Below are 24,075 nucleotides of genomic sequence, written 5' to 3' on the forward strand. Positions count from 1 at the left end.
AAACTGTTCATAAATTATCCGATAATTACGAAAATAAAAAAAAATACCATACGCCTTGCATTTAACCGCATGGAATATTTCTATGTCTAGTTTTAACTTTATATGCTGCTCTCTTATGCTATGCAAAAAATGAAAATTTTAGGAATGAATAAGATATTATATAACTCCACGGAAAAATTGTATAACTAAAAAGATTGCAGTGCACATTATTTTTGGCATATACAATTTATACAAAACGAAAATGAATTACATTATAAAAAAAGCATCAACAATCTTTCCGGCTGTAATATCAGTTTCCCAATCGGACACACAATCTGACATGAATTTCACAGATACAGCAATTCAACCTGATATACAAAATTCAAATCTTTTAAGCTATTTATACCATAAAAGTGAGGATGAACCGGACTTTGACTGTGAGTTTTTGCATGCAGCCCATGACCTAAACGAAAACGAAAGCATAATTGATCCAGAATCCGACGATGAGCTTTTGGATGAGTTTAATGATAATCAATGGGATGCAGATATCTACGATCCGTACGTAGAATCAACTTATTATTAAACAGAAGGGGTAAAAATAAAAAAAACGACAGATTAGGGAGGGAGAAATCTATTTGAAAGTATATTAAACAATTACCGCGCATATTCTGGCATTCCGTTTTTTTCTACTTATTTCCTTTAGAATTGACTCCTATTTTTATTTATGATCAGCTTTTAATTTTTATCTAGGATTTGTTCGATAATTATTTTTTGAATTTCTTCAGGCTTTTCCATAAATACAGAATGTCCAGCATCTTCAAACAGGAATATTTTCTCCTTTGGCGCTTTGAGATGCTTAAAATATTCTTCTGCAATGACATGGTTGGTCTGGAAATCTTTCTTCCCGATGAAAAAATGAATTGAACAATTAATTTTTGGAAGTACTTTCGGGAGATTTTGAGTTACGGCTTTATTCCAGCAGGACTGAAAGTGATATAAACCCTCAGCAACTCTGGATGTTTTTGAGCTATAGTTATACACAAATATGTAATTGTTTTTTATTTAAAGTTAATTAAAACATAATTAAAAATTATTTTCTAAGTTGCTATCATTTAATAGAGTACATTTGACCAAATTAAATATTTAATATGCAAGAAGGTACAGTAAAATTTTTCAATGAGGAAAAAGGATTTGGATTTATAACTCCTAATGATGGAGGAAACGAAATTTTTGTCCATGCCTCAGGTCTATCAGAAAACATCCGTGAAAACGATTCAGTTCGATATGACATCCAAGAAGGCCGTAAAGGTCCAAACGCAGTAAACGTAATCATAGCATAACATACTATAGTACTAGTTTATAAAGCACCTGTCCTAAAACAGGTGCTTTTTTATTTAAATTATTCCTAATTATCATTATGTGGTTCACAGGAATTTCATTTGTGACTGCAGCTCTTTTTTTCTTTCAACAGTTACCAGCAAACCTTTTTTAAGCATACGTCGCCATTGTGAAGGTGCTGTCCTGCTTTATTTCATCACTAAACTATTCCGAAATACTGCTCTTTTTAATATCCTCTATAATTTCATCCACATGTTTCTGATCCGTTGCCCAAGAAGTGATTAAACGTACTGCTGCCTTGCTCTCGTCAATCTCTTTCCAGACATAAAATGCAAACTTTTCATGTAGCGAGGCGATCACAGTTTTGGGCAAAATCGGAAAAATCTGGTTGGTACCAGATTGCGTTAAAAACTCATAACCAGCCTCTTTAATCGCTTCGGCAATCTGCACAGCATATTTATTGGCTTTTTCTGCCAGAACAAAATACAAATCTTCCTTAAAGAGCTCATAGAACTGGATTCCCAACACCCTTCCTTTTGCTAGAAGCGCACCGCGCTGCTTGAGGATATAATCAAATTCACTGCACACTTGTGAATTCTTAAATACAATAGCTTCACCAAAAAGAGCGCCGTTTTTTGTGCCTCCTACATAAAACACATCGGTAAGATTCGAAACATCAGATAAGGTAAGATCATTATCTGTAGCAGTAAGCGCATGGCCAAGCCTAGCACCATCCATAAAAAGAAATAAGTTAAGCGACCTGCATATCTCTGCAAGTTCTAAAAGCTCCGCCTTGTTATAAAAAGTTCCTATTTCTGTGGAATTGGAGATATAGACCATTTTGGGCTTAACCACATGAGGCCTCAGCTGATAAGAGTCAAAAGTATTCTGAATATCAGCGGCTGTTAATTTACCATTCTGTGTTGGAACTGAAATTACCTTATGGCCGGTGAGTTCGATTGCCCCAGTTTCATTGGCAAAAACATGTCCTGTTTCAGCACTGATGACAGCTTCATGGCTACGCAGTAAAGCAGATATTACAAGAAGGTTTGCTTGGGTTCCTCCAGAAACAAAATAAATAGACGCATCAGGATTATTCATTTTTTCTTTCAGGCATTCTTTAGCCTTTAAAGAATAATCATCATCCCCGTATCCATTCTGCTGGTCAAAATTATTCTCCACCAGACTTTTAAGAATATCTGGATGCGCCCCTTCAGAGTAATCATTTTTAAAACTGTACATAAAATAAAATTTAGAAGCGCAAAGCTAATGGATTTCTTTTCCTGTAAGCGACTAAATAATTTATTTCTTGCACCAAATCTACTTTCCGATGCAGAAATTAACTTTCCTTATTTAATAAGGCTTAAGCAATGTCGAGGTACAAATAAGGTACAAATTTTACAAAACATAATCTTACAAAAGACATCGTTTGTCATGTGTCCGATAATTTGGAAAAATATCTAGCTTTTCAGAGAACATTTTAATCTAGCAGTTGAAGCAAATATAAAAAGAAAAAGTAAAAACAATCTCAATCTTGAGCGTTAATATCCAGCCTTAAAAGAAAACAAAAGCAAATGCCATTTTTAGCTTCCCAATTTTCCCATTAAAAAACAAGTGGAAACACGCAGATTTGAAATAAATAATAGCTTTAGATCTATTGCTCGAATGGCGAGACATTCTCTTGGGATAGATCCATATGCAGTAGCTATTTAACCAGTACGCTTTTATATTTGTCAATATTTTTCAAAACGATCCCCGTGCCTCTTACCACTGCACGCAGGGGATCTTCTGCAATATAGACCGGCAGGTCTGTTTTCTGGGAAATTCTTTTATCAAGACCGCGCAGCATTGCTCCTCCGCCTGCAAGATACAGTCCTGTGTTATAAATATCTGCTGCCAGCTCAGGAGGCGTCACTGAAAGCGTTACCATAATGGCATCTTCAATCCGCAGTATTGATTTGTCTAAAGCTCTTGCAATTTCTCTTGAAGTGATCTGCACCTCTTTGGGCTTTCCGGTAAGCAGATCCCTTCCGCGCACCATCATATCAGCTGGAGCATCTTCAAGCGCTTCAATTGCTGCGCCCACTTCTATTTTTATCTGCTCTGCGGTGGCTTCACCTATATAGAGATTATGATGCGTTCGCATATAATAGAGTATATCTCCGGTAAAAACATCTCCCGCAATTTTTATGGATTTATCGCAGATGATTCCTCCAAGCGCAACTACAGCAATTTCTGTAGTGCCTCCGCCGATATCCACAATGATGTTCCCCTTGGGCTGCATGACATCGAGACCCATTCCTATAGCCGCCGCCATCGGCTCATGAATTAAGAAGACTTCTTTGCCGTTCACCCTTTCGCAAGACTCTTTTACGGCTCTCATTTCAACTTCCGTAATGCCGCTTGGAATACAGACCACCATACGCAGTGCGGGCTTAAAAAGATTTTTCTTTATCTCAGGTATATTACTGATAAACCAGCTGATCATTTTTTCCGAAGCATCGAAATCCGCAATGACCCCATCCTTAAGCGGCCGGATAGTTTTAATATTCTCGTGGGTCTTGCCCTGCATTAAACTGGCTTCCTTACCCACAGCAATTATTTTTCCGTTCCTGATATCTCTTGCCACTATTGAAGGACTGTCTACGACAATCTTTCCTCCGTGAATTATTAAAGTGTTGGCAGTTCCCAAATCCATAGCGATTTCCACTATCATAAAATCAAATAAACCCATAAGCATCGTTTTATTAAAAAACGATGCTATGGGAATTTTATTCTCTTTTATCTGAAAATGAAATGGCTGGAATCATATATAAATCCAATCAAAACAATGCTAACATACTGATTAAAAAACATTAAAAACCAAACAATTAATCTTTTACTTGAAATCGAATTTTAACACAGTTGGCTGACCAGACATTTTCCACTAGAGCTTCCCTGCCTTTGGATCGTATTTCATCCAAAAGCCTTTTAAGCCCTGAAAGTATTAGGCTTGCCAGCATACAGATCAGCGTCCAGCTCATAGGGCAAATTAATATTCGCAAATATCACTGCACATTTAAACCAAGTGCATCAATATTCTTTTCTCCTTCAAATATGGAATTAAAATTCCTAGGCAGAAAAACAGCACATCCCATATAATTATCCCGCCTGATGCTATTGGCTAGCTTGCCGATTTGGGAAAATTAAACTTTTCTCAAGCTTCTTTCCTGCAAAAACAGGGTAAACACCTATTGATTGCACCTTTTTTATTCTTAAACTTGCAGCGCTTAAAAAAACTATTTTCATTATTGCTAACTGCAGTGCATCAAACTGAGGCTTACCGCTCGCATTTTTGAAATGCATTGCCGTTCCGTTTTCAATAGTAAAATATTCAGCAAGAGTCTCTAATGCAATTTAACTTATGCCAGCCTATGACAAACTTATACTTTTCACTTCAGATCGGGTTATTTTTCTTTTGCCGCATAACGACTTAAGCATGGCCAGAATTCTTTATTCCGCTTCTTCGGAATACTTTTTTTACATATTACATATCCCATGCCATTTCAAATTCTGGTGCAGATTCTATGCCTGAATCAGACTTTTAAATCTTTAGAATCAAAAACTATGAAAAAAAAACTACTCCTTTTAATCTTTCTATTTGCAATAACAGCATTACTGCACACCAGCAATGCTTCGCCGCTTCCCTCTTCTGGCGCTCCGCTGCCGTCTTCTGCAAGACAGTCCGGCGGCCTATTGCCCTATGCTCTAACTCCCAGCGCCGAAGGCATCCTCTATGTTAGAAAAGGCGCTGCAGGCAATGGAAGCAGCTGGGCCAATGCGGCGGGAGAATTAGCCGATGCGCTGCAGCAAGCGGCGGGGAACGATGCCATTAAGCAGATTTGGGCCGCAGGGGGGACCTATTATCCCAAATATGCCGCCGATTTCGCCAGCACCGATAGCAGGGATAAGTCTTTTGTGCTGGTAAAGGATGTCCAGCTTTATGGCGGCTTTGCCGGAACAGAAACAGAATTAGCAGAACGCAACCTTGGACTGGATGCCAATAAGACGATCTTGAGCGGTGATCTTGGCACAGCGGACGACTACACTGATAATTGCTATCACGTGGTAATAGCCTCCGGCGATATGGGCAGTGCGGCACTGGACGGATTTACCATTATGAAAGGATGTTCCGCCACAGGATCCGAAACAAATCGCTTAGCTGTCAACGGCAATAACATCATGCGAATTGCGGGCGGCGGCATCATATTTTACAGCGCATCTCCTGCAGTGACAAATGTTGTTATCTGCGGCAACCAGGCGATCGCAGGAGCAGGCATCTACTTTTACAGCAGCAGTTCGCGTCTGACCAACTGTTTAATCACCGGCAATAATGCCAATGTTTCCGGAAACGGCAATGGAGGGGGATCATTTGCCTACTCCTCTTCGCCTGTATTTGTCAATTCAGTTCTTGCCGGCAATAATGCCGCAGGCTGGGGAGGCGCCTTTGTGGTGTCCAGCTCAACTTTCACTTTTTATAACAGCATCATCTACGGCAATGGAACTTCTCAGGCCGCATGGATTATCTCAGGCTCTTACAGCATGCAGTACAGCATGCTGCAGGGAGCTGCAGAAAACACTGCAAACCACAATCCTGCTTCGACAGATCCGCTCTTCATAAATTCAATCCCATACAGTCTTGCGCCTTTTACGTCTGGCAATTACGCTTTAGCGTTTAACAGTCCCCTTATAAATAAGGGATCAAACAGCCTTTACAGCGATCTTGACTCCGCTGTTAGAGATCTCGTCGGAAATCCCAGAGTGTCTGATTATTCCGGTTCAGGCATTATCGATATGGGGGCCTATGAATATCAGGAACTGCCCCTTAGCGTTTCTCCCGGCCTGCAGGCTAATATCACCTGCAATGGCGGAAATAATGCATCGGCATCAGTAGCTGTAGCGGGCGGAACCAAACCCTATGCGTACAGCTGGGACACCACACCGGTGCAGACTTCCCAGACAGCATCCGGCCTCAAAGCCGGAACCTATACCGTTACTGTGACAGATGCTCGCCATACTGCACTGACACAGTCCTTCACCATAACCGAACCTCCAGTCCTAGCCGTAACGCCAAGCCAGACCGATGTCAGCTGCAATGGAGGAAATAACGGTTCTGCCACAGTAACCGTCTCAGGAGGAAGCGGAGCGTACGCCTACAGCTGGAACACCACTCCGGTGCAGACCGCTGCGACAGCATCCGGCCTGAAAGCCGGAACCTATGCCGTTACCATAACAGATGCCAATAGCTGCTCGACAATCCAGCCGTTCACCATCACAGAACCTCCAGTCCTAGCCGTAACGCCAAGCCAGACCGATGTCAGCTGCAATGGAGGAAATAACGGTTCTGCCACAGTAACCGTCTCAGGAGGAACTGGAGCATACGCCTACAGTTGGAACACCACTCCGGTGCAGACCGCTGCGACAGCATCCGGCCTGAAAGCCGGAACCTATGCCGTTACCATAACAGATGCCAATAGCTGCTCGACACTCCATCCGTTCACCATCACAGAACCTCCAGTCCTAGCCATAACGCCAAGCCAGACCGATGTCAGCTGCAATGGAGGAAATAACGGTTCTGCCACAGTAACCGTCTCAGGAGGAACTGGAGCGTACTCCTACAGCTGGAACACCACTCCGGTGCAGACCGCCGCGACGGCATCCGGCCTGAAAGCCGGAACCTATGCCGTTACCATAACAGATGCCAATAGCTGCTCGACAGTCCAGCCGTTCACCATCACAGAACCTCCAGTCCTAGCCATAACGCCAAGCCAGACCGATGTCAGCTGCAATGGAGGAAATAACGGTTCTGCCACAGTAAGCGTAACAGGAGGAACTGGAACTTATACCTATGCATGGGACACAGCACCTTCTCAATCAACAGCCGCCGCAACTGGACTTTCTGCTGGAACTTACACTGTAACTGTTAAAGACAGTAATCTATGCATCAAAACACAAAGTTTTACCATAGCAGAACCTGATGCACTTACGCCATCAGTATCTCAAACAGATGTTTCTTGTAATGGTGGTTCAAACGGATCTGCAACTGTAAGCGTTACAGGAGGAACAGGCACCTATAGCTACCAATGGTCTCCTTCTGGCGGAACTAACGCAACTGCCAGCGGATTATCGGCGGGAACCTATACTGTTCTTATAAAAGATAGTAATTTATGTGAAACAACAGCAAGTGTAACTATTGGTGAACCTGCTGTACTTACAGCAACAATAGAAAAAACAGATGTTTTATGTAATCAGGCAAATAATGGTACTGCGACTGTAATTCCTTCTGGAGGAACTGGAACTTATACCTACTCTTGGTCACCATCGGGAGGAACTGCAGCAACAGCAACTGGATTAGCTCCTGACACTTACACTGTCACAGTAACCGATTCAAATGGATGTTTTATAACTGAGTCTGTACAAATTACAGAGCCTACCACTCTTTCAGCTACAGACACACAAACAAACGTATCTTGCAACGGCGGCAACGATGGTATGGCTTCTGTAATTGCAAGTGGCGGAACAGGCAATTACAGCTATATATGGGCTCCTTTTGGTGGAACTGCTGCAACAGCAACTGGTCTTACAGCGGGAACTTATACGGTAACCATTACAGACGAAAACTCATGTTCTGTTACAAATACAATTGTAATTACAGAACCAGATGCTTTAAATTTAACAGCGACTCTCTCAGAAGTTTCATGCTATAATGGAAATAACGGGTCGGCTACAGTAAACGTAACTGGCGGTACAGGATCTTACTCCTACTCTTGGTCTCCATCAGGAGGAACTGCTGCAACAGCAACTGGTCTTACTGCTGGAACTTATACTGTAACGGTAACAGATGGCAATTCTTGCAGTGCTTCATTAACTGTAGAAATATTGCAGCCAGCAAATCCTGTTACTTTAAATACTGCTGTTATTTCAGAAATAACAGTAACTGGCGCTTCTCTATCTGGAACTGCATCTTCTAACGGAATAAATACAGATAGCGGATCTTGTTTAACAGAAGTTGGTTTTGTATATGCACAGCATGCAAACCCTACTACAGCAGATACTAAAATAAATATTTCTGCCGCATTAGGAACATTTACAAATTCTTTATCTGGACTTAGAGGAAATAGAACTTATTATGTTAGAACTTATGCAATAAATAGTAATGGTTTTGTTAATTATGGAAACGAAGTTAGTTTCACGACTCAAAAATATACTCTTACTATAACTGCAGCAGCGGGACATGCAAAAGTATACGGTACAGAAGATCCTTTATTTAATTATACCCCTCTAGGTTTTGCTAACGGAGACACACCTTCAATAATTACAGGTCTGCTTTCTAGAGATGCTGGCGAAAATGTTGGAAAATACAATATTAAGCTAGGATCAATTAGTGCTGGCGCAGATTATGCAATTGACTTTACTGGTGCTGAATTTGAAATTACTAAAGCTGACCAAACCATCACTTGGAACCAAACTTTAGAATTTGGCTGTGCAGATTCTAATAACGTGACTTTAACTGCGACAGCAGACAGCGGATTGCCAATTTCGTACACTATTGCAAATCCTGCATTAGGAACAATTTCTGGATCAGCATTAAACATCACGGGATCAGGAAGCTCAACAATTACAGCTGTACAAAACGGTGACCAGAATCACAATGCTGCTGCATCCGTAGTTAAACCAATAGAAGTAAGCCATTCTGGACTTGTAACACAACAGTGGGCAAATGTGCTATTCTTTGATAATAAATCTAACAATTACGCAGCATGGCAATGGTACAAAAACGGAGCAGCTGTTTCTGGCGCCACTCGTCAGTATTATAGCGAGGTTCAGCCTTTAAACGGCACTTATTATGTAATTGCAAAAGACAAAAACGGAAATTCAATTAAATCTTGTCCAATTGAGACGACTGGAACAGTTTTTACCAAAAAGATAAAAATCTATCCAAACCCAGTTAAACCTGGAGCTGAATTTACTTTAGAGTGTGATTTTAGCGATTCTCAATTAAATGGATCTGAGGTGGTTATTTATGACATTACAGGAAAATTAGTTCAGACTATTTCAAATGTAAAAGCCAAAAATGAAATCATCGCACCATCGCAGGCAGCCTTATATGTTGTCGTTCTTAAATTGGCTAATGGCCAGTTAAAAACAATCAACTTATTGGTGAAATAAAAATGAGATTTAATTTAAAAATGCAAGCAATGAAAATTAAAACCGCAATAGCCATACTATTACTGTGCAGTGTTACTGTAAAAGCACAGGAAATTAATGTCAAGATTAATGGAGGGCCATCAGGAATTCTCTATGATAGCACTCTTGGAGACGGAAAACTCAAATTTGGCGGAGGAATAGGTGTCGGTTACACCTATTTCTTCAGCAGCCACTGGGGAATTTCGACAGGAATTGATGCAATGTACAATCAGAACAGTTTTGAACTCAACAACGGAACAACGATTTCGACTTACGAAGTTGATGACCAGACTTCTGCATTTGAGTATCAGGTAACGCCGACAAACTATAAAGAAGAACAGCATTTCATTTCTGTTGCAGTACCGCTTATGATGCAATACAGAACATCAATTGCTCCTCAGACGCAACTTTATTTTGGCTTTGGAGGAAAAATTCTGTTTCCAGCTATCGACATCCTTTTCGAATTTCCAGTCCAAAAATCTAGTCCAAAAGTGTTTCCATTTGCTGTACCAGTTCTATTAGAGGTTATTCCTTCTCCTGAATTAACTGCTCCAAAAGTCAATCCTGTCCAAATAGTACCATCAGCTTTATTGGCCGCATCGATACGTAAGTTACCAGTCAATTCACCATTTCCTACAACAGACAATTCTTTACCAGGAGTTGTTGTACCAATTCCCAACCTACCTCTTTGAACATCAAAACTAGCTACAGTAGTTTTAGTTCCAGAAGCCACTCCATATATATCTAGTCTATTACTACCAGCTGCGGATGGACTGATAAATTCAAGACCTCCACCCCACGTATTTTCTGCACCGGCTTCCCAAAAACTAATTTTACCTTGTGCATTAGCATCTGTATTTCCATCACCATTACTTAAAAAATTTAATGTTGGCGTCACTGATCCACTGATCAATTGGTTACCCCCAACAACATTTAATCTGTAATTTGAGGCAGCAGTCGTTCCTATACCAACATTACCCATTTGGTAAATATTTTGTGTATTAGAAGTAGCTTCAGTTGTTGTACCAGCAACACGCCATGGCTCTGAAAGTGCAACAGTATTCGGTGCCCAATTTGTTCCATTCCAAGTCAAAACCTGATTTGAAGTAGGAGCATTAGTGCTTATTGGTCTTCCTTGCAATTGATTTGCATTCCACATTGCAGTTGTATTTTGTGCAGAAATTACACGATTTGTATTATCTACTACAATACCTGTACCTGCTGTATATACTGGTGCTGGATTACCCGGATCACCTTTAGCTCCTGCAGGACCTGTAGCTCCAACATCTCCTTTATCTCCCTTATCACCTTTAAGTCCAGCAATTCCTTGTGGACCTGCAGGTCCAGTTAATCCTGTCAATCCAATTGGCCCCTGAGGTCCTGTTGCACCTGCGTCTCCTTTATCACCTTTTACTCCAGCAATTCCTTGTGGACCTGTTAGACCAATATCTCCTTTTGGGCCTGTAGCTCCTGTTAATCCGATTGGACCCTGAGGTCCTGTTGCACCTGCGTCTCCTTTATCACCTTTTACTCCAGCAATTCCTTGTGGACCTGTTAGACCAATATCTCCTTTTGGGCCTGTAGCTCCTGTTAATCCGATTGGACCCTGAGATCCCGTTGCTCCAGTTGCACCTTTTAACCCCTCTAACTGAGCTGGAGTGAAATCGCCATATGTAAAATCTTTTCCATCTGCACCGTTTGTTCCGGCAATACCTTGAATACCTTGTGCTCCAGTTTCTCCTTTTAACCCCTCTAATTGAGCTGGAGTGAAATCGCCGTATGTGAAATCTTTTCCATCTGCACCATTTGTTCCGGCAACACCTTGGATACCTTGCGGACCTCTCAACCCTTCTAACTGAGCTGGAGTGAAATCGCCATATGTGAAATCTTTTCCATCTGCACCGTTTGTTCCGGCAATACCTTGAATACCTTGTGCTCCAGTTTCTCCTTTTAACCCCTCTAATTGAGCTGGAGTGAAATCGCCGTATGTGAAATCTTTTCCATCTGCACCATTTGTTCCGGCAACACCTTGGATACCTTGCGGACCTCTCAACCCTTCTAACTGAGCTGGAGTGAAATCGCCATATGTGAAATCTTTTCCATCTGCACCGTTTGTTCCGGCAACACCTTGGATACCTTGCGGACCTCTCAACCCTTCTAACTGAGCTGGTGTGAAATCGCCATATGTAAAATCTTTTCCATCTGCACCGTTTGTTCCGGCAACACCTTGGATACCTTGTGCTCCAGTTTCTCCTTTTAACCCCTCTAATTGAGCTGGAGTGAAATCGCCGTATGTGAAATCTTTTCCATCTGCACCATTTGTTCCGGCAACACCTTGGATACCTTGCGGACCTCTCAACCCTTCTAACTGAGCTGGAGTGAAATCGCCATATGTAAAATCTTTTCCATCTGCACCATTTGTTCCGGCAACACCTTGGATACCTTGCAGACCTCTCAACCCTTCTAACTGAGCTGGAGTGAAATCGCCATATGTAAAATCTTTTCCATCTGCACCGTTTGTTCCGGCAACACCTTGGATACCTTGCGGACCTCTCAACCCTTCTAACTGAGCTGGTGTGAAATCGCCATATGTAAAATCTTTTCCATCTGCACCGTTTGTTCCGGCAACACCTTGGATACCTTGCGGACCTCTCAACCCTTCTAACTGAGCTGGTGTGAAATCACTGTATGTAAAATCTTTACCATCAACTCCGCTTGTTCCATTTGTTCCTGCTAATCCAGTGTCACCTTTTAAGCTTGCAACAAAATCATTGGCATCTTTTCCATCATTGCCCGGAAGCTCTTTCCAGATTTCGAATGCTGATTTTCCATCAACCCCGTTTGTTCCGTTTGCTCCAGCAATTCCAGCATCTCCTTTTAAGCTTGCAACAAAATCATTGGCATCTTTGCCGTCATTGCCCGGAAGCTCTTTCCAGATTTCGAATGCTGATTTTCCATCAACCCCGTTTGTTCCGTTTGTTCCAGCAATTCCAGCATCTCCTTTTAAGCTTGCAACAAAATCATTGGCATCTTTGCCGTCATTGCCCGGAAGCTCTTTCCAGATTTCGAATGCTGATTTCCCATCAGCCCCGTTTGTTCCGTTTGCTCCAGCAATTCCAGCATCTCCTTTTAAGCTTGCAACAAAATCGTTGGCATCTTTGCCGTCATTGCCCGGAAGCTCTTTCCAGATTTCGAATGCTGATTTCCCATCAGCCCCGTTTGTTCCGTTTGCTCCAGCAATTCCAGCATCACCTTTTAAGCTTGCAACAAAATCATTGGCATCTTTGCCGTCATTGCCCGGAAGCTCTTTCCAGATTTCGAATGCTGATTTTCCATCAGCCCCGTTTGTTCCATTTGTTCCAGCAATTCCAGCATCTCCTTTTAAGCTTGCAACAAAATCGTTGGCATCTTTTCCGTCATTGCCTGGAAGCTCTTTCCAGATTTCGAATGCTGATTTCCCATCAGCCCCGTTTGTTCCGTTTGCTCCAGCAATTCCAGCATCTCCTTTTAAGCTTGCAACAAAATCATTGGCATCTTTGCCGTCATTGCCCGGAAGCTCTTTCCAGATTTCGAATGCTGATTTTCCATCAGCCCCGTTTGTTCCGTTTGCTCCAGCAATTCCAGCATCACCTTTTAAGCTTGCAACAAAATCATTGGCATCTTTGCCATCATTGCCCGGAAGCTCTTTCCAGATTTCGAATGCTGATTTTCCATCAGCCCCGTTTGTTCCGTTTGTTCCAGCAATTCCAGCATCTCCTTTTAAGCTTGCAACAAAATCATTGGCATCTTTGCCGTCATTGCCCGGAAGCTCTTTCCAGATTTCGAATGCTGATTTCCCATCAGCCCCGTTTGTTCCGTTTGCTCCAGCAATTCCAGCATCTCCTTTTAAGCTTGCAACAAAATCGTTGGCATCTTTGCCGTCATTGCCCGGAAGCTCTTTCCAGATTTCGAATGCTGATTTCCCATCAGCCCCGTTTGTTCCGTTTGCTCCAGCAATTCCAGCATCACCTTTTAAGCTTGCAACAAAATCATTGGCATCTTTGCCATCATTGCCCGGAAGCTCTTTCCAGATTTCGAATGCTGATTTCCCATCAGCCCCGTTTGTTCCGTTTGTTCCAGCAATTCCAGCATCTCCTTTTAAGCTTGCAACAAAATCATTGGCATCTTTGCCGTCATTGCCCGGAAGCTCTTTCCAGATTTCGAATGCTGATTTCCCATCAGCCCCGTTTGTTCCGTTTGCTCCAGCAATTCCAACATCTCCTTTTAAGCTTGCAACAAAATCGTTGGCATCTTTGCCGTCATTGCCCGGAAGCTCTTTCCAGATTTCGAATGCTGATTTCCCATCAGCCCCGTTTGTTCCGTTTGCTCCAGCAATTCCAGCATCACCTTTTAAGCTTGCAACAAAATCATTGGCATCTTTGCCATCATTGCCCGGAAGCTCTTTCCAGATTTCGAATGCTGATTTTCCATCAGCCCCGTTTGTTCCATTTGTTCCAGCAATTCCAGCATCTCCTTTTAAGCTTGCAACAAAATCGTTGGCATCTTTTCCGTCATTGCCCGGAAGCTCTTTCCAGGTTTCGAATGCTGATTTCCCATCAGCCCCGTTTGTTCCGTTTGCTCCAGCAATTCCAGCATCACCTTTTAAACTTGCAACAAAATCATTGGCATCTTTGCCATCATTGCCCGGAAGCTCTTTCCAGATTTCGAATGCTGATTTTCCATCAAATCCGTTTGTACCCGCAATACCTTCGATACCTTGCGGACCTCTCAAGCCTTCTAACTGAGATGGCGTGAAATCGCCGTATGTGAAATCTTTTCCATCTGCACCGTTAGTTCCGGCAATACCTTGGATACCTTGCGGACCTCTCAAGCCTTCTAACTGAGATGGTGTGAAATCGCCGTATGTGAAATCTTTTCCATCAACTCCGTTTATCCCAGCTGCTCCGGTTTCACCTTTTAGGCTCGCAACAAAATCATTGGCATCTTTGCCATCATTGCCAGGAAGCTCTTTCCAGATTTCGAATGCTGATTTTCCATCAACCCCGTTTGTTCCAGCAATTCCAGCATCTCCTTTTAAGCTTGCAACAAAATCGTTGGCATCTTTTCCGTCATTGCCCGGAAGCTCCTTCCAGATTTCGAATGCTGATTTCCCATCAGCCCCGTTTGTTCCGTTTGTTCCAGCAATTCCAGCATCTCCTTTTAAGCTTGCAACAAAATCATTGGCATCTTTGCCGTGATTGCCCGGAAGCTCCTTCCAGATTTCGAATGCTGATTTTCCATCAACCCCGTTTGTTCCAGCAATTCCAGCATCTCCTTTTAAGCTTGCAACAAAATCGTTGGCATCTTTTCCGTCATTGCCCGGAAGCTCCTTCCAGATTTCGAATGCTGATTTCCCATCAACCCCGTTTGTTCCTGCAATTCCTGCATCTCCTTTTAAGCTTGCAACAAAATCATTGGCATCTTTGCCGTGATTGCCCGGAAGCTCCTTCCAGATTTCGAATGCTGATTTTCCATCAACCCCGTTTGTTCCAGCAATTCCAGCATCTCCTTTTAAGCTTGCAACAAAATCGTTGGCATCTTTTCCGTCATTGCCCGGAAGCTCCTTCCAGATTTCGAATGCTGATTTCCCATCAACCCCGTTTGTTCCGTTTGTTCCGTTTGTTCCGGCAATTCCAGCATCTCCTTTTAAGCTCGCAACAAAATCATTGGCATCTTTTCCGTCATTGCCTGGAAGCTCCTTCCAGATTTCAAATGCTGATTTTCCATCAAATCCGTTTGTACCCGCAATACCTTCGATACCTTGCGGACCTCTCAAACCTTCTAACTGAGATGGTGTGAAATCGCCGTATGTGAAATCTTTTCCATCAACTCCGTTTGTCCCAGCTGCTCCGGTTTCACCTTTTAGGCTCGCAACAAAATCATTGGCATCTTTGCCATCATTGCCAGGAAGCTCTTTCCAGATTTCGAATGCTGATTTTCCATCAACCCCGTTTGTTCCAGCAATTCCAGCATCTCCTTTTAAGCTTGCAACAAAATCGTTGGCATCTTTTCCGTCATTGCCCGGAAGCTCCTTCCAGATTTCGAATGCTGATTTCCCATCAACCCCGTTTGTTCCTGCAATTCCTGCATCTCCTTTTAAGCTTGCAACAAAATCATTGGCATCTTTGCCGTCATTGCCTGGAAGCTCCTTCCATATTTCGAATGCTGATTTCCCATCAACCCCGTTTGTTCCGTTTGTTCCAGCAATTCCAGCATCTCCTTTTAAGCTTGCAACAAAATCGTTGGCATCTTTTCCGTCATTGCCAGGAAGCTCTTTCCAGATTTCAAATGCTGATTTTCCATCTTTTCCTGCGTTACCATTACCACCATCGATAGGAGTCCATGATCCATCAGGATACTGAACATAAACAGTATTAGTTATTTTATCTCTATAAATTATTACATTTTCTCCTGGATAACCAGCATCTCCTCTAGCTCCAGGAATACCATTTCCAATTAAAGTTGTCGAATTACCTGTTATTTCATCTGAAGTAGACATTCTACGCCAACTATTAATATACCAATAGTAGTATCCGGGTTTAACATCTGCAATAGTTTCAGTATTAAAAACTAACAAACTATTCTCATAACCGTTTTTACCATTAATAATTGTTTCCTTGTCAGTAGAACCTTTTAATTTTACTCTTGGAATTAAAATACCTTTATTATCGGCAAAAACTTCAAGTTGAGTTGAAGGATTTGTTTCCAATTTTCCAACAACAACTTGAGAATATGCAGAATAAGCACCTAAAACGAAAAATAAAGGGAGTAATCTGTTTTTCATAACATTTTTATTTAATTATTTCTAAGAATAAATCAATTGTTCATGGAAGAGTTGAATATTTCTTGTATTGTAGAAATCAAAACTTTAATCCTATCATCTTAATTATTCTTAAACTCTCTAATACTTAAAGACTTAACTAACAACCTTCTAAGCGGGTGCAAAATTCTTAAGATAAATACTTAACAACTGCGCGCAAAAGATTTTAAACCAACATATTTTGTTATTCCATTTAATTATAGCGGAAAAGAAAGTACTTAAACATCTATTTAAGCAGCCCTTAAAACAGATAAAACGTTCTAATTAATTATTTAAGGAATTATTATCTTTTTTTTAAAATTGAGGAAAAGAAAAAAATAGACTCCAGACTTATTAATTAAATATGCAGAAAAGTTCCCTATAGAGAAATGAAATAGAATTGAGAAGATTTGATGCTTTTACAAAACAGAGAACTGGTTCTGTCGCATCTGCGAGAATCAAATATAAGATTCGTTTGTTACGGTCTGTTATGAAAACATAGAATGGATATGCAAACCAAAACTGGAGAAAAAGTTAAGCTACATTTTTATAATTAGTTAGTTTATTAAATTCTTCAATGGTTTTATAGTTTAAAGCCGAATGCCTTCTTTTTTTATTATACCAAATTTCGACGAATTAAAAAATTGGATATGCAAACATATACTGGAGAATAAGAAAAGAATATCATAATAAGTTGAAATCTAGTTTTTATCTGCTTACTAAAACATTTTGCATTGGCAAAGAATTCCCATAAACCATAAAATATAAATTTATAACAGAACGAAATCATAACATCTATAATTACTCAAAAGCCCTTATAACAATGCTTTAATGAGAAGTTCAAAACGTATCAAATGACAAAAAAATATCGGTTTTCGATCTCCGAAGTTCTTAAAATTTACATTTGAAATTTGCTGTTTCTTCTGTTTTTAACCTATCTTTGGTTAAATAAATTGACTAAAATTTCGAGGTACACTTTTCTTTCTGTACCAGCTCTTAAATAGCATATGAAACCAGTATTTACTGGGGTTTTAATACATCAAGCAGAAACCTCTTTCTCTGCATAGCATAGTTCATAAAACTATCCCACTCCAGCCAGCCTTACCTTTACCGGCCAAAATCAAACTAAAAAAAGTCTCCCATAATTATAAACAGCCAAAACTAACTAACTAACTAACTAACTAACTAACTAACTAACTAACTAACTAACTAACTAACTAACTAACTAACTAACTAACTAACTAACTAACTAACTAACTAACTAACTAACTAACTAACTAACTAACTAAACATGACAGGAGATAGAACTAAATAATCAATGCCTACCGCTTAAGCTTATCAACAGCCAGCCATTTACGTATCTCAATACCCCATTGTCAATAGACATAAAGCACCTATTTCGTTGACTTTACTATGATCGGAAGTATCTGTCCCTCTAGCAGCTTCGTTAATACAATCTTTTAATTGAGACGCTTCTTTTAGCTCTGTCAGCGGTAATTGGCAAAGTATTCCATTGTGGTTTTTAAACAGATTTAGTTTTTGCTATCTCAAGTATCTCAACATATTAATCTTCTTTTAAGGTTTTAAAATCAGATCAGACAGTGCGATCAGTTCATTTTGCGTGCTTTGATCGGCTTGATTTGAGAGTAAGACAACACCCGAATTTAAATCAGGATAAAATATCATATAACTGCTAAACCCTAAACTGCCGCCTGTATGTGAGATGCTTCTGATATTATTAGTTTTTTTTACTTTCCAGTTAAGTGCAATTGCATTGTCTTCAATATTTCCAAAAGTCGGCACGTGGCTTAGCTTTACAGCAGCATCTTTTTCATTCATCTGAAATGCCATATATTTTAGCATGTCTGAAATTGAAGATGCTACACTTGCAGCTACTTGTAAATCTTCCCAATCAATAATGGGCATAATTCGTCCTTTAATATCGTAGCCTTTGGCCATTTTTATTGGTATTTTTCCAGATTTTAGTAATGACGTATTTTTCATTTTAAGCGGGTTTATGAAATACATTTCCAAAAGTTTTTCATAGGATTTATTATAAACGCTTTCCATAATATAGCCAAGCAATTGGGCAGCTGTATTGCAATGGCGTGAAACTGTTCCTGGCGTTGCCTGCAATTTTACATTATGCAGATCCCTATAAAAATCCTGCCTGGTGTATTTTTTGTGGACAGAATCTAAAATATGAGGAATATCATCAGGATTTGCTTTTCCAAAGAGATCTTTATCTGGCATCCAATTAGGCAATCCGGACGTGAGATTAGCAAGATTGAGCAGGGTTATAGGTTTTCCATTACTCCCCAAATTAGGATATTCTTCCTTAAGATATTTGCGTACATCATCATTGAGATTTACTTTATTTTCTAGAACAGCTCTGGCCAGCAAAGCTGAAGCAAATGTTTTTGAAATAGATGCAAGCTCATAAACTGTATTCCCAGTTGGCAATTCCTGTTTTTCTCTTTGAGTCGAGCCATAATTATAGATAAATTGCTTCCCATCCTTTATAATGCCTATGGAGATCCCTACTCGGGAATTATTATTCATAAATGTGAAAACAGACCGATCAACTAACGAATCTAATTTAGTTTTCAATTTGTTATCTGTGGGTATTTTTGTTTTATCTGTCTGAGCAGAACAGATTAACGTGTATGCAAGAAAAGCTAGAAGGAAGAATACTTTTTTCATATATTTTTCTGTGTTTATCAATAAAGACTTTTAGAAAATTAAAATGCTGCACTTTTAGAATAAAGAAATAGACTTTAGCTTGATTGTGAGCAGATGCCCTTTTTTGCCGCAAAAAGTTAAGACGGTTTTTAAAGATGCTTCAACAGTCTAAGGCTGCTTTGTAATTTTGGATAAAACAGATTAAAAAATAGAATTCTCATTTATTTTCAGAAGCAGGATTTCTCCGGCTTTCTTTCAGGATGCTTTCTGCTATTGTATTAAAATCATTATTATAATGATGTGAACCGGGCAATTCAATAATTTTAATCCCTGATTCTAAAAAGCGTCCGCTAGTCACCGGATCCTCTTCCGTGCCAAAAAAGCAAACAGGGTTAAAAGCTTTAATCTTTTTCATTTCGGCGATTACATCATAATTGTCATTTGCACTTCCCAAACTCAGCATATCTGCAATATGGATTTCAAAATCAGCTTTTACATCAGGCGATAAGGAATAAACACCTTGTAATTTTTCTTTTAAGGGCCGCGATAAATTAGCCGCAACAAATGGAACAACTGAAGCTCCAAATGAATAGCCTGCAAGGATAAATGTCTTTCTATTCCATTGCTGCAGATAATGCTCTGCGGCCTTGGCAATCATATCTTCAGTTTCTATGGGAGTTTTTGCATTCCAAAAATATTTCTGCGCATCTAATCCCACTACAGCTATTCCTCTTTCGGCAAGAGCTTCGCCCAAAGACTGGTCAAAGCTTGTCCATCCGCCATCACCAGAAATCAAAAAAGCAATTGGCAGGGTTTCATCTTTACTTTTTGTCGGGATTAAAGTTAAAGGCGCTTCAAAAGACAGAGGGGCAAGATGCTGTTCTTTAAGCAGAACATTTTCCTCCGATTTCTGTTTTGCATAATTCGGCGTATTTAAAATTTCCTTGTAGGCATCTGTAAATTGTGCCAGCCAATTTTTAGTTACAGAAAAACCATGGCCAACTTTAGCCAGTGTTATTAATCTTCCCTGCTTCATTCCTTCCATATATTTTTTTGTATCGGCATAATTACAAACCTGATCTGTTGTTCCCTGCAGTACAATAAAAGGTGCGGTTAATTTTTCTGTTTTCTCAAGATAATATGCTTTCCCTTCCTTTAAAACATGAGAAGCCAGTCCTGATCCGTCGCATAATGTTTTATCTGTTTCTATATCAGGACAAAATCCCAAGCCAATGGCACCGCTGAAAGTATTGGCCGGGGCCTGTGCCAGCATGCCATAAACTAAAGTTGCCCCTGATGAATATCCAATTAAAATGGGTTTAAAATATTGCTTCAACTTTAATTTTTTCTGCAGGATCAAACTTAGTTCTTCAAAATCTCCTGCAGGATAATAGCATTTTGATTTTTCTTTTTTAATTTCTTTAAAATAATGCTGAATGTCTATACCTGCAACTATAGCTCCCTGAGCCGCAATATTTTTAGCCATTTCAACTACTCCACTGTTCCATCCTCCATCTCCTGAAATAAACAAGACAACCGCATTGGGCGTTGTCTTAGGTTTATAGATTGAGACTTTTCCAAATACTCCAACTTTTAGGGTGTCTGTTTCAATAGCAAAAGCACTAGTATTACATACAAAAATTGTTAAAACGAGTATTATATTTTTTTTCATCTTAAACATTTTTAGCATTATCAAATATACTTTTGTTGATACATTATAACTGAAATCGTGATAAAATAAACATATAGATTGAGCATAAAAAGCCGCTGCCATAATCCTCTGTAAAGATCGATTACGTTATCCTTAGAGGAAAACCTGATTGCAAATAAAAACATGGTAATAAGTCCGATAACAAAAACAATCCATGAGAATAAATAAAACCCATACCTGTTTTTCTTCGTGATTATCGTAAGCATTACTAAAGGTAAAATTAGTGCCGCAATGACTCCAATACCTCCTAAAATATCATGTATGATAAATGAGAGTGTCATTTTACCTGCTGTCATATCAGCTTTAAATAAACCTGAACCAATGCCTTCTCCCAATCCATAAAGCATAATTAACAAGGAAGCAGACTTTACCTTTTTTAGTTTTTTATCGAATGCTTTTCTAAAAATGAATCCAAAAAAAATAAATATAATTCCAATTAATGTCCACCAAACAGAAATGAGTGTTGATACAGGACTTATAGAGGCTCCCAGTGAACTGATCGTGTTTTTTAACTGGCTGTATCCCGGATAATGACTTCCGCATAAAAACAATATAGCAAAATCAGCGATGCAGGCAGCAATACAGATTATGGCTGCGGTGCCGACCAGGTTTAACTGACTTATTCTCATGGTTTTTTATTTATAATTATGGTTTTACAGCTTTATTTAAAACTATTGGAACCTGCAGCAAATCATAATCATGAGTATAGATTAAGTATTTATTATGCCAGACTGGAGAAAATTTCTCCTTAAAATCCCGCAAGCTTTTAAAATGAGAAAAGAATTTGATCCTTTCATAAGCAAACTTCATAGATTTTTCCGGAAAGGTATCGGCCTGCTCTATTCCGCTCATTGTAGCGAATCCTAAATTTACTTTTGTACAGCCTTGAGTTTTCAAATAAGAAAAAAGCTCTACAAGAATAAAATCCATTACGCCGTTTGGAGCATCATTGGTTTTACGAATCAAATCATAAGTTCCCTCCCCTTCTGCATAATCTGGAATAACATTTAAAAAAGCAACGATTTTTTCTTCAGCATTTTCAACCGTAATAATAGTTTGCTGCTTGAGTTCTTCCCAATCAAACATGCCTTGTGAAAATATTATTTCACTTCTTTCTGTGCCTGCCAGCCATTCGTCACTTACTGCCTTTATTTTTTGGAGCAATCCGTCTTTTATGGGCGCAGTATGTACAACAGCTTTAAAGCCTTTCTCCTTTACCTTGTTTACGGCATTGCGCAGTGATTTTTTTGCACTGCCTTCCAGTGTAAATGATGATAAATCGACAACTCCTTCCTGGCCTATAAACAGGCTCTTTTTATGGAGTGAAGAATATATTTCTAAGTTTTCTTCCGGTACGCGATAATAAATGCTTCGCAGTCCGTTGCTGTAACAATAGCTATCAAATTCCTGTATGCACTGCTGCATTTCCGGAGCTGATTCTGCAGCTGGGTTTTCCAGAACTACTGCAAAATTATCACTGACGCGATACGCTAAAAAAGCTTTTTTACTATTGGCAATAAAAATAATTTTATCGCTGTAGGTCTTAAAGTAATCCAAAGATGAGTTTCCGTACTGATCCAGAATTTTTTTTGCTGACTCAAAATCATCTTCTACTGCTTCTTTTTTTATCGTATACGGACGAATTAAAACAAAGATTAAAAAGCCAAACGACAGAAAGCCGCAGATATTTATAGAAAGCAGAAAACGTCTGGCAAAACGATCAAGGGGAACTAAATCTGAACTTAACAAGAAATAATTCTGGATTGAATATTTTATTGACTCAAGCCAGTTAAAATCAATATTAAAGTGCTTTTTATCTAAAAAATAAAAACCTATAACTCCATATGCTAAAACGGCAGCAATGCTTATCAAAACCGTTTTTAAACCTAAGCTCCGCAGGTGTGAATTACTTTTTATATAATACTCTTTTCTGGTAGCAATTAAGCTTATCAGAACTATTATTGCAATTATGGCTTCTTCATAATCAATCGCTTTTGCAAGATGTCCAACAATAGAAATAACAGTTAAAAATACAGCAGACCACCAGGCATTTCGCAATCCCTTGAGCATAAATGCTGCATTGGCCAGCATAAACAAACCGGCAGTGATAACAAAATAATTTGAAGCTTTAATTGCAGATATAGGAATTATGTTTTCTAAAGTATGCAGACGCTCTGAAATTGCCGGGGTTAAGACAGATATTATATTTATTAGTCCTAAAGCAAAAAGCAGAAAAGAAGGAATTATGCGCATTAATAATTTATTTGCACCGAATAAAAAAAGTGATGCTCCAAGAAGCAGCGGAATCCAGAATTCGAAAAAGCGGTAAAGAAAAGTAATGGCAATAGCGTTCACATTTTCAAACCCAAATTGCATCAATATAAAACTCATTGAAATTTCTATCGCCCCCAGTCCTCGAAGAAAAGGAGAAACAATCAAAAATATAACCGAAATAATATAGCCCATTACAGCAGCAGATAACGATGGGGCAAAACCCAAAGCAATCATTGCAATATACAGATGAGCAATTCCGACAAACTCAACAAGAACAGAATAAAAGACGATCTGCCAGAACTTTTTTTTATCTATTCTGTTGTTTCTGAAATCATCCATAAATACCTCAGCAGATGGAGAAAATTTTAAAATGATGCGATATACAGAGCCTTTGTTTAAAATGGATTTATAAATATAGAAAATAAAAATACTCAACATTGCAATGGCACTAAATGCATACCATTCTCCCGATCCTGCTGTTCCTTTAAATAGGGAATAAATTAAGGCTGGCACCCCTACAATAACCACAGAAAGTATTCCGACAAAACCGTATAATATGGAAGCAAAATGAATCTGCGTTGGTTTTACACCATTCTTTTCAAGAGGTTTTGTAAAAAATGCTAAAGAAGAGATTCCCCCTGCCGGAAGAAATACGCTCACGAAGTTGCGTTTCAGAAATAAAATAACTGCTTGTTTAAATGATATTTTACTCTTAACAGCCTGAAAAGAAGCAAAATACATCATCGCCTGCAGTAAAATATAAATAACAGCAAGCGCAATCCCGAACAGCACCCAAAAAATGCCAGCATCTGCAATCACATTTTTTACCTGTTCTAACTCTGACCGTTCATGTTTGATAAACCAGATTCCAATTCCAATAAAAAAAATAGTCAATATAAACTGTCTGATAATTTTATCATTTTCACGTAAAAAAGAAATCCCTTTTCTCTCTTTAAAAAAACTAAAAAATGTATTGGAAATGTTTAATGCTTTCATATTGATTATAGAAGATAATATACTTATTGAA

The 24,075-nt window shown here is 39.4% G+C and carries 12 protein-coding genes; 3 read left to right on the forward strand and 9 right to left on the reverse strand.

Going from position 1 to position 24,075, the window contains the following annotated elements:
* Window positions 1-241: 241 nt before the first annotated feature.
* Window positions 242-562: a hypothetical protein gene (locus M0M44_RS18850; protein WP_248727076.1), complete on the forward strand. Its 321-nt coding sequence runs from the start codon at window positions 242-244 to the stop codon at window positions 560-562.
* Between the two features lie 152 nt (window positions 563-714).
* Here M0M44_RS18850 and M0M44_RS18855 read toward each other — a convergent pair whose 3' ends face one another.
* Window positions 715-1,020 carry an alpha/beta fold hydrolase gene (locus M0M44_RS18855; protein ID WP_248727077.1) on the reverse strand — a complete coding sequence of 102 codons (306 nt, stop codon included), beginning with the start codon at window positions 1,018-1,020 and terminating at the stop codon, window positions 715-717.
* A gap of 107 nt (window positions 1,021-1,127) precedes the next feature.
* Here M0M44_RS18855 and M0M44_RS18860 point away from each other — a divergent pair, with 107 nt between their 5' ends.
* Window positions 1,128-1,319, forward strand: a complete 192-nt coding sequence (locus M0M44_RS18860) for a cold-shock protein (RefSeq protein ID WP_248727078.1) — start codon at window positions 1,128-1,130, stop codon at window positions 1,317-1,319.
* A gap of 202 nt (window positions 1,320-1,521) precedes the next feature.
* Here the strand turns inward: M0M44_RS18860 and M0M44_RS18865 are convergent, their stop codons facing one another.
* The 3 genes from M0M44_RS18865 to M0M44_RS18875 all read right to left on the reverse strand — a co-directional run bounded on the left by M0M44_RS18865 (window position 1,522) and on the right by M0M44_RS18875 (window position 4,662).
* Window positions 1,522-2,559: a threonine aldolase family protein gene (locus M0M44_RS18865; RefSeq protein ID WP_248727079.1), complete on the reverse strand. Its 1,038-nt coding sequence runs from the start codon at window positions 2,557-2,559 to the stop codon at window positions 1,522-1,524.
* 463 nt (window positions 2,560-3,022) lie between these two features.
* Window positions 3,023-4,051, reverse strand: coding sequence for a rod shape-determining protein (locus M0M44_RS18870; protein ID WP_248727080.1), 1,029 nt, complete (start codon window positions 4,049-4,051; stop codon window positions 3,023-3,025).
* A gap of 422 nt (window positions 4,052-4,473) precedes the next feature.
* Window positions 4,474-4,662 (reverse strand): hypothetical protein, encoded by a 189-nt coding sequence (locus tag M0M44_RS18875; RefSeq protein ID WP_248727081.1) that lies wholly within the window; start codon window positions 4,660-4,662, stop codon window positions 4,474-4,476.
* 261 nt (window positions 4,663-4,923) lie between these two features.
* On the opposite strand from M0M44_RS18875, the gene M0M44_RS18880 reads away from it, so the two are divergent.
* Window positions 4,924-9,525, forward strand: a complete 4,602-nt coding sequence (locus M0M44_RS18880; protein ID WP_248727082.1) for a T9SS type A sorting domain-containing protein — start codon at window positions 4,924-4,926, stop codon at window positions 9,523-9,525.
* 427 nt (window positions 9,526-9,952) lie between these two features.
* Here M0M44_RS18880 and M0M44_RS18885 read toward each other — a convergent pair whose 3' ends face one another.
* The 5 genes from M0M44_RS18885 to mprF form a co-directional block, all read right to left on the reverse strand.
* Window positions 9,953-16,366, reverse strand: a complete 6,414-nt coding sequence (locus M0M44_RS18885; protein ID WP_248727083.1) for a collagen-like domain-containing protein — start codon at window positions 16,364-16,366, stop codon at window positions 9,953-9,955.
* Between the two features lie 1,590 nt (window positions 16,367-17,956).
* Window positions 17,957-19,084, reverse strand: a complete 1,128-nt coding sequence (locus M0M44_RS18890; protein ID WP_248727084.1) for a serine hydrolase domain-containing protein — start codon at window positions 19,082-19,084, stop codon at window positions 17,957-17,959.
* A gap of 196 nt (window positions 19,085-19,280) precedes the next feature.
* The gene (locus tag M0M44_RS18895; protein WP_248727085.1) at window positions 19,281-20,735 is read right to left on the reverse strand and encodes an AcvB/VirJ family lysyl-phosphatidylglycerol hydrolase; all 1,455 of its coding nucleotides are present in this window, start codon (window positions 20,733-20,735) and stop codon (window positions 19,281-19,283) included.
* 20 nt (window positions 20,736-20,755) lie between these two features.
* Window positions 20,756-21,403, reverse strand: a complete 648-nt coding sequence (locus tag M0M44_RS18900; RefSeq protein ID WP_248727086.1) for a DUF998 domain-containing protein — start codon at window positions 21,401-21,403, stop codon at window positions 20,756-20,758.
* 16 nt (window positions 21,404-21,419) lie between these two features.
* Complete coding sequence (gene mprF / locus M0M44_RS18905) at window positions 21,420-24,044, reverse strand: bifunctional lysylphosphatidylglycerol flippase/synthetase MprF (RefSeq protein ID WP_248727087.1); 2,625 nt, start codon at window positions 24,042-24,044, stop codon at window positions 21,420-21,422.
* Window positions 24,045-24,075: the final 31 nt, after the last annotated feature.

Origin of the sequence: Flavobacterium humidisoli, assembly GCF_023272795.1 — a bacterium.
GTDB classification, from domain to species: domain Bacteria; phylum Bacteroidota; class Bacteroidia; order Flavobacteriales; family Flavobacteriaceae; genus Flavobacterium; species Flavobacterium humidisoli.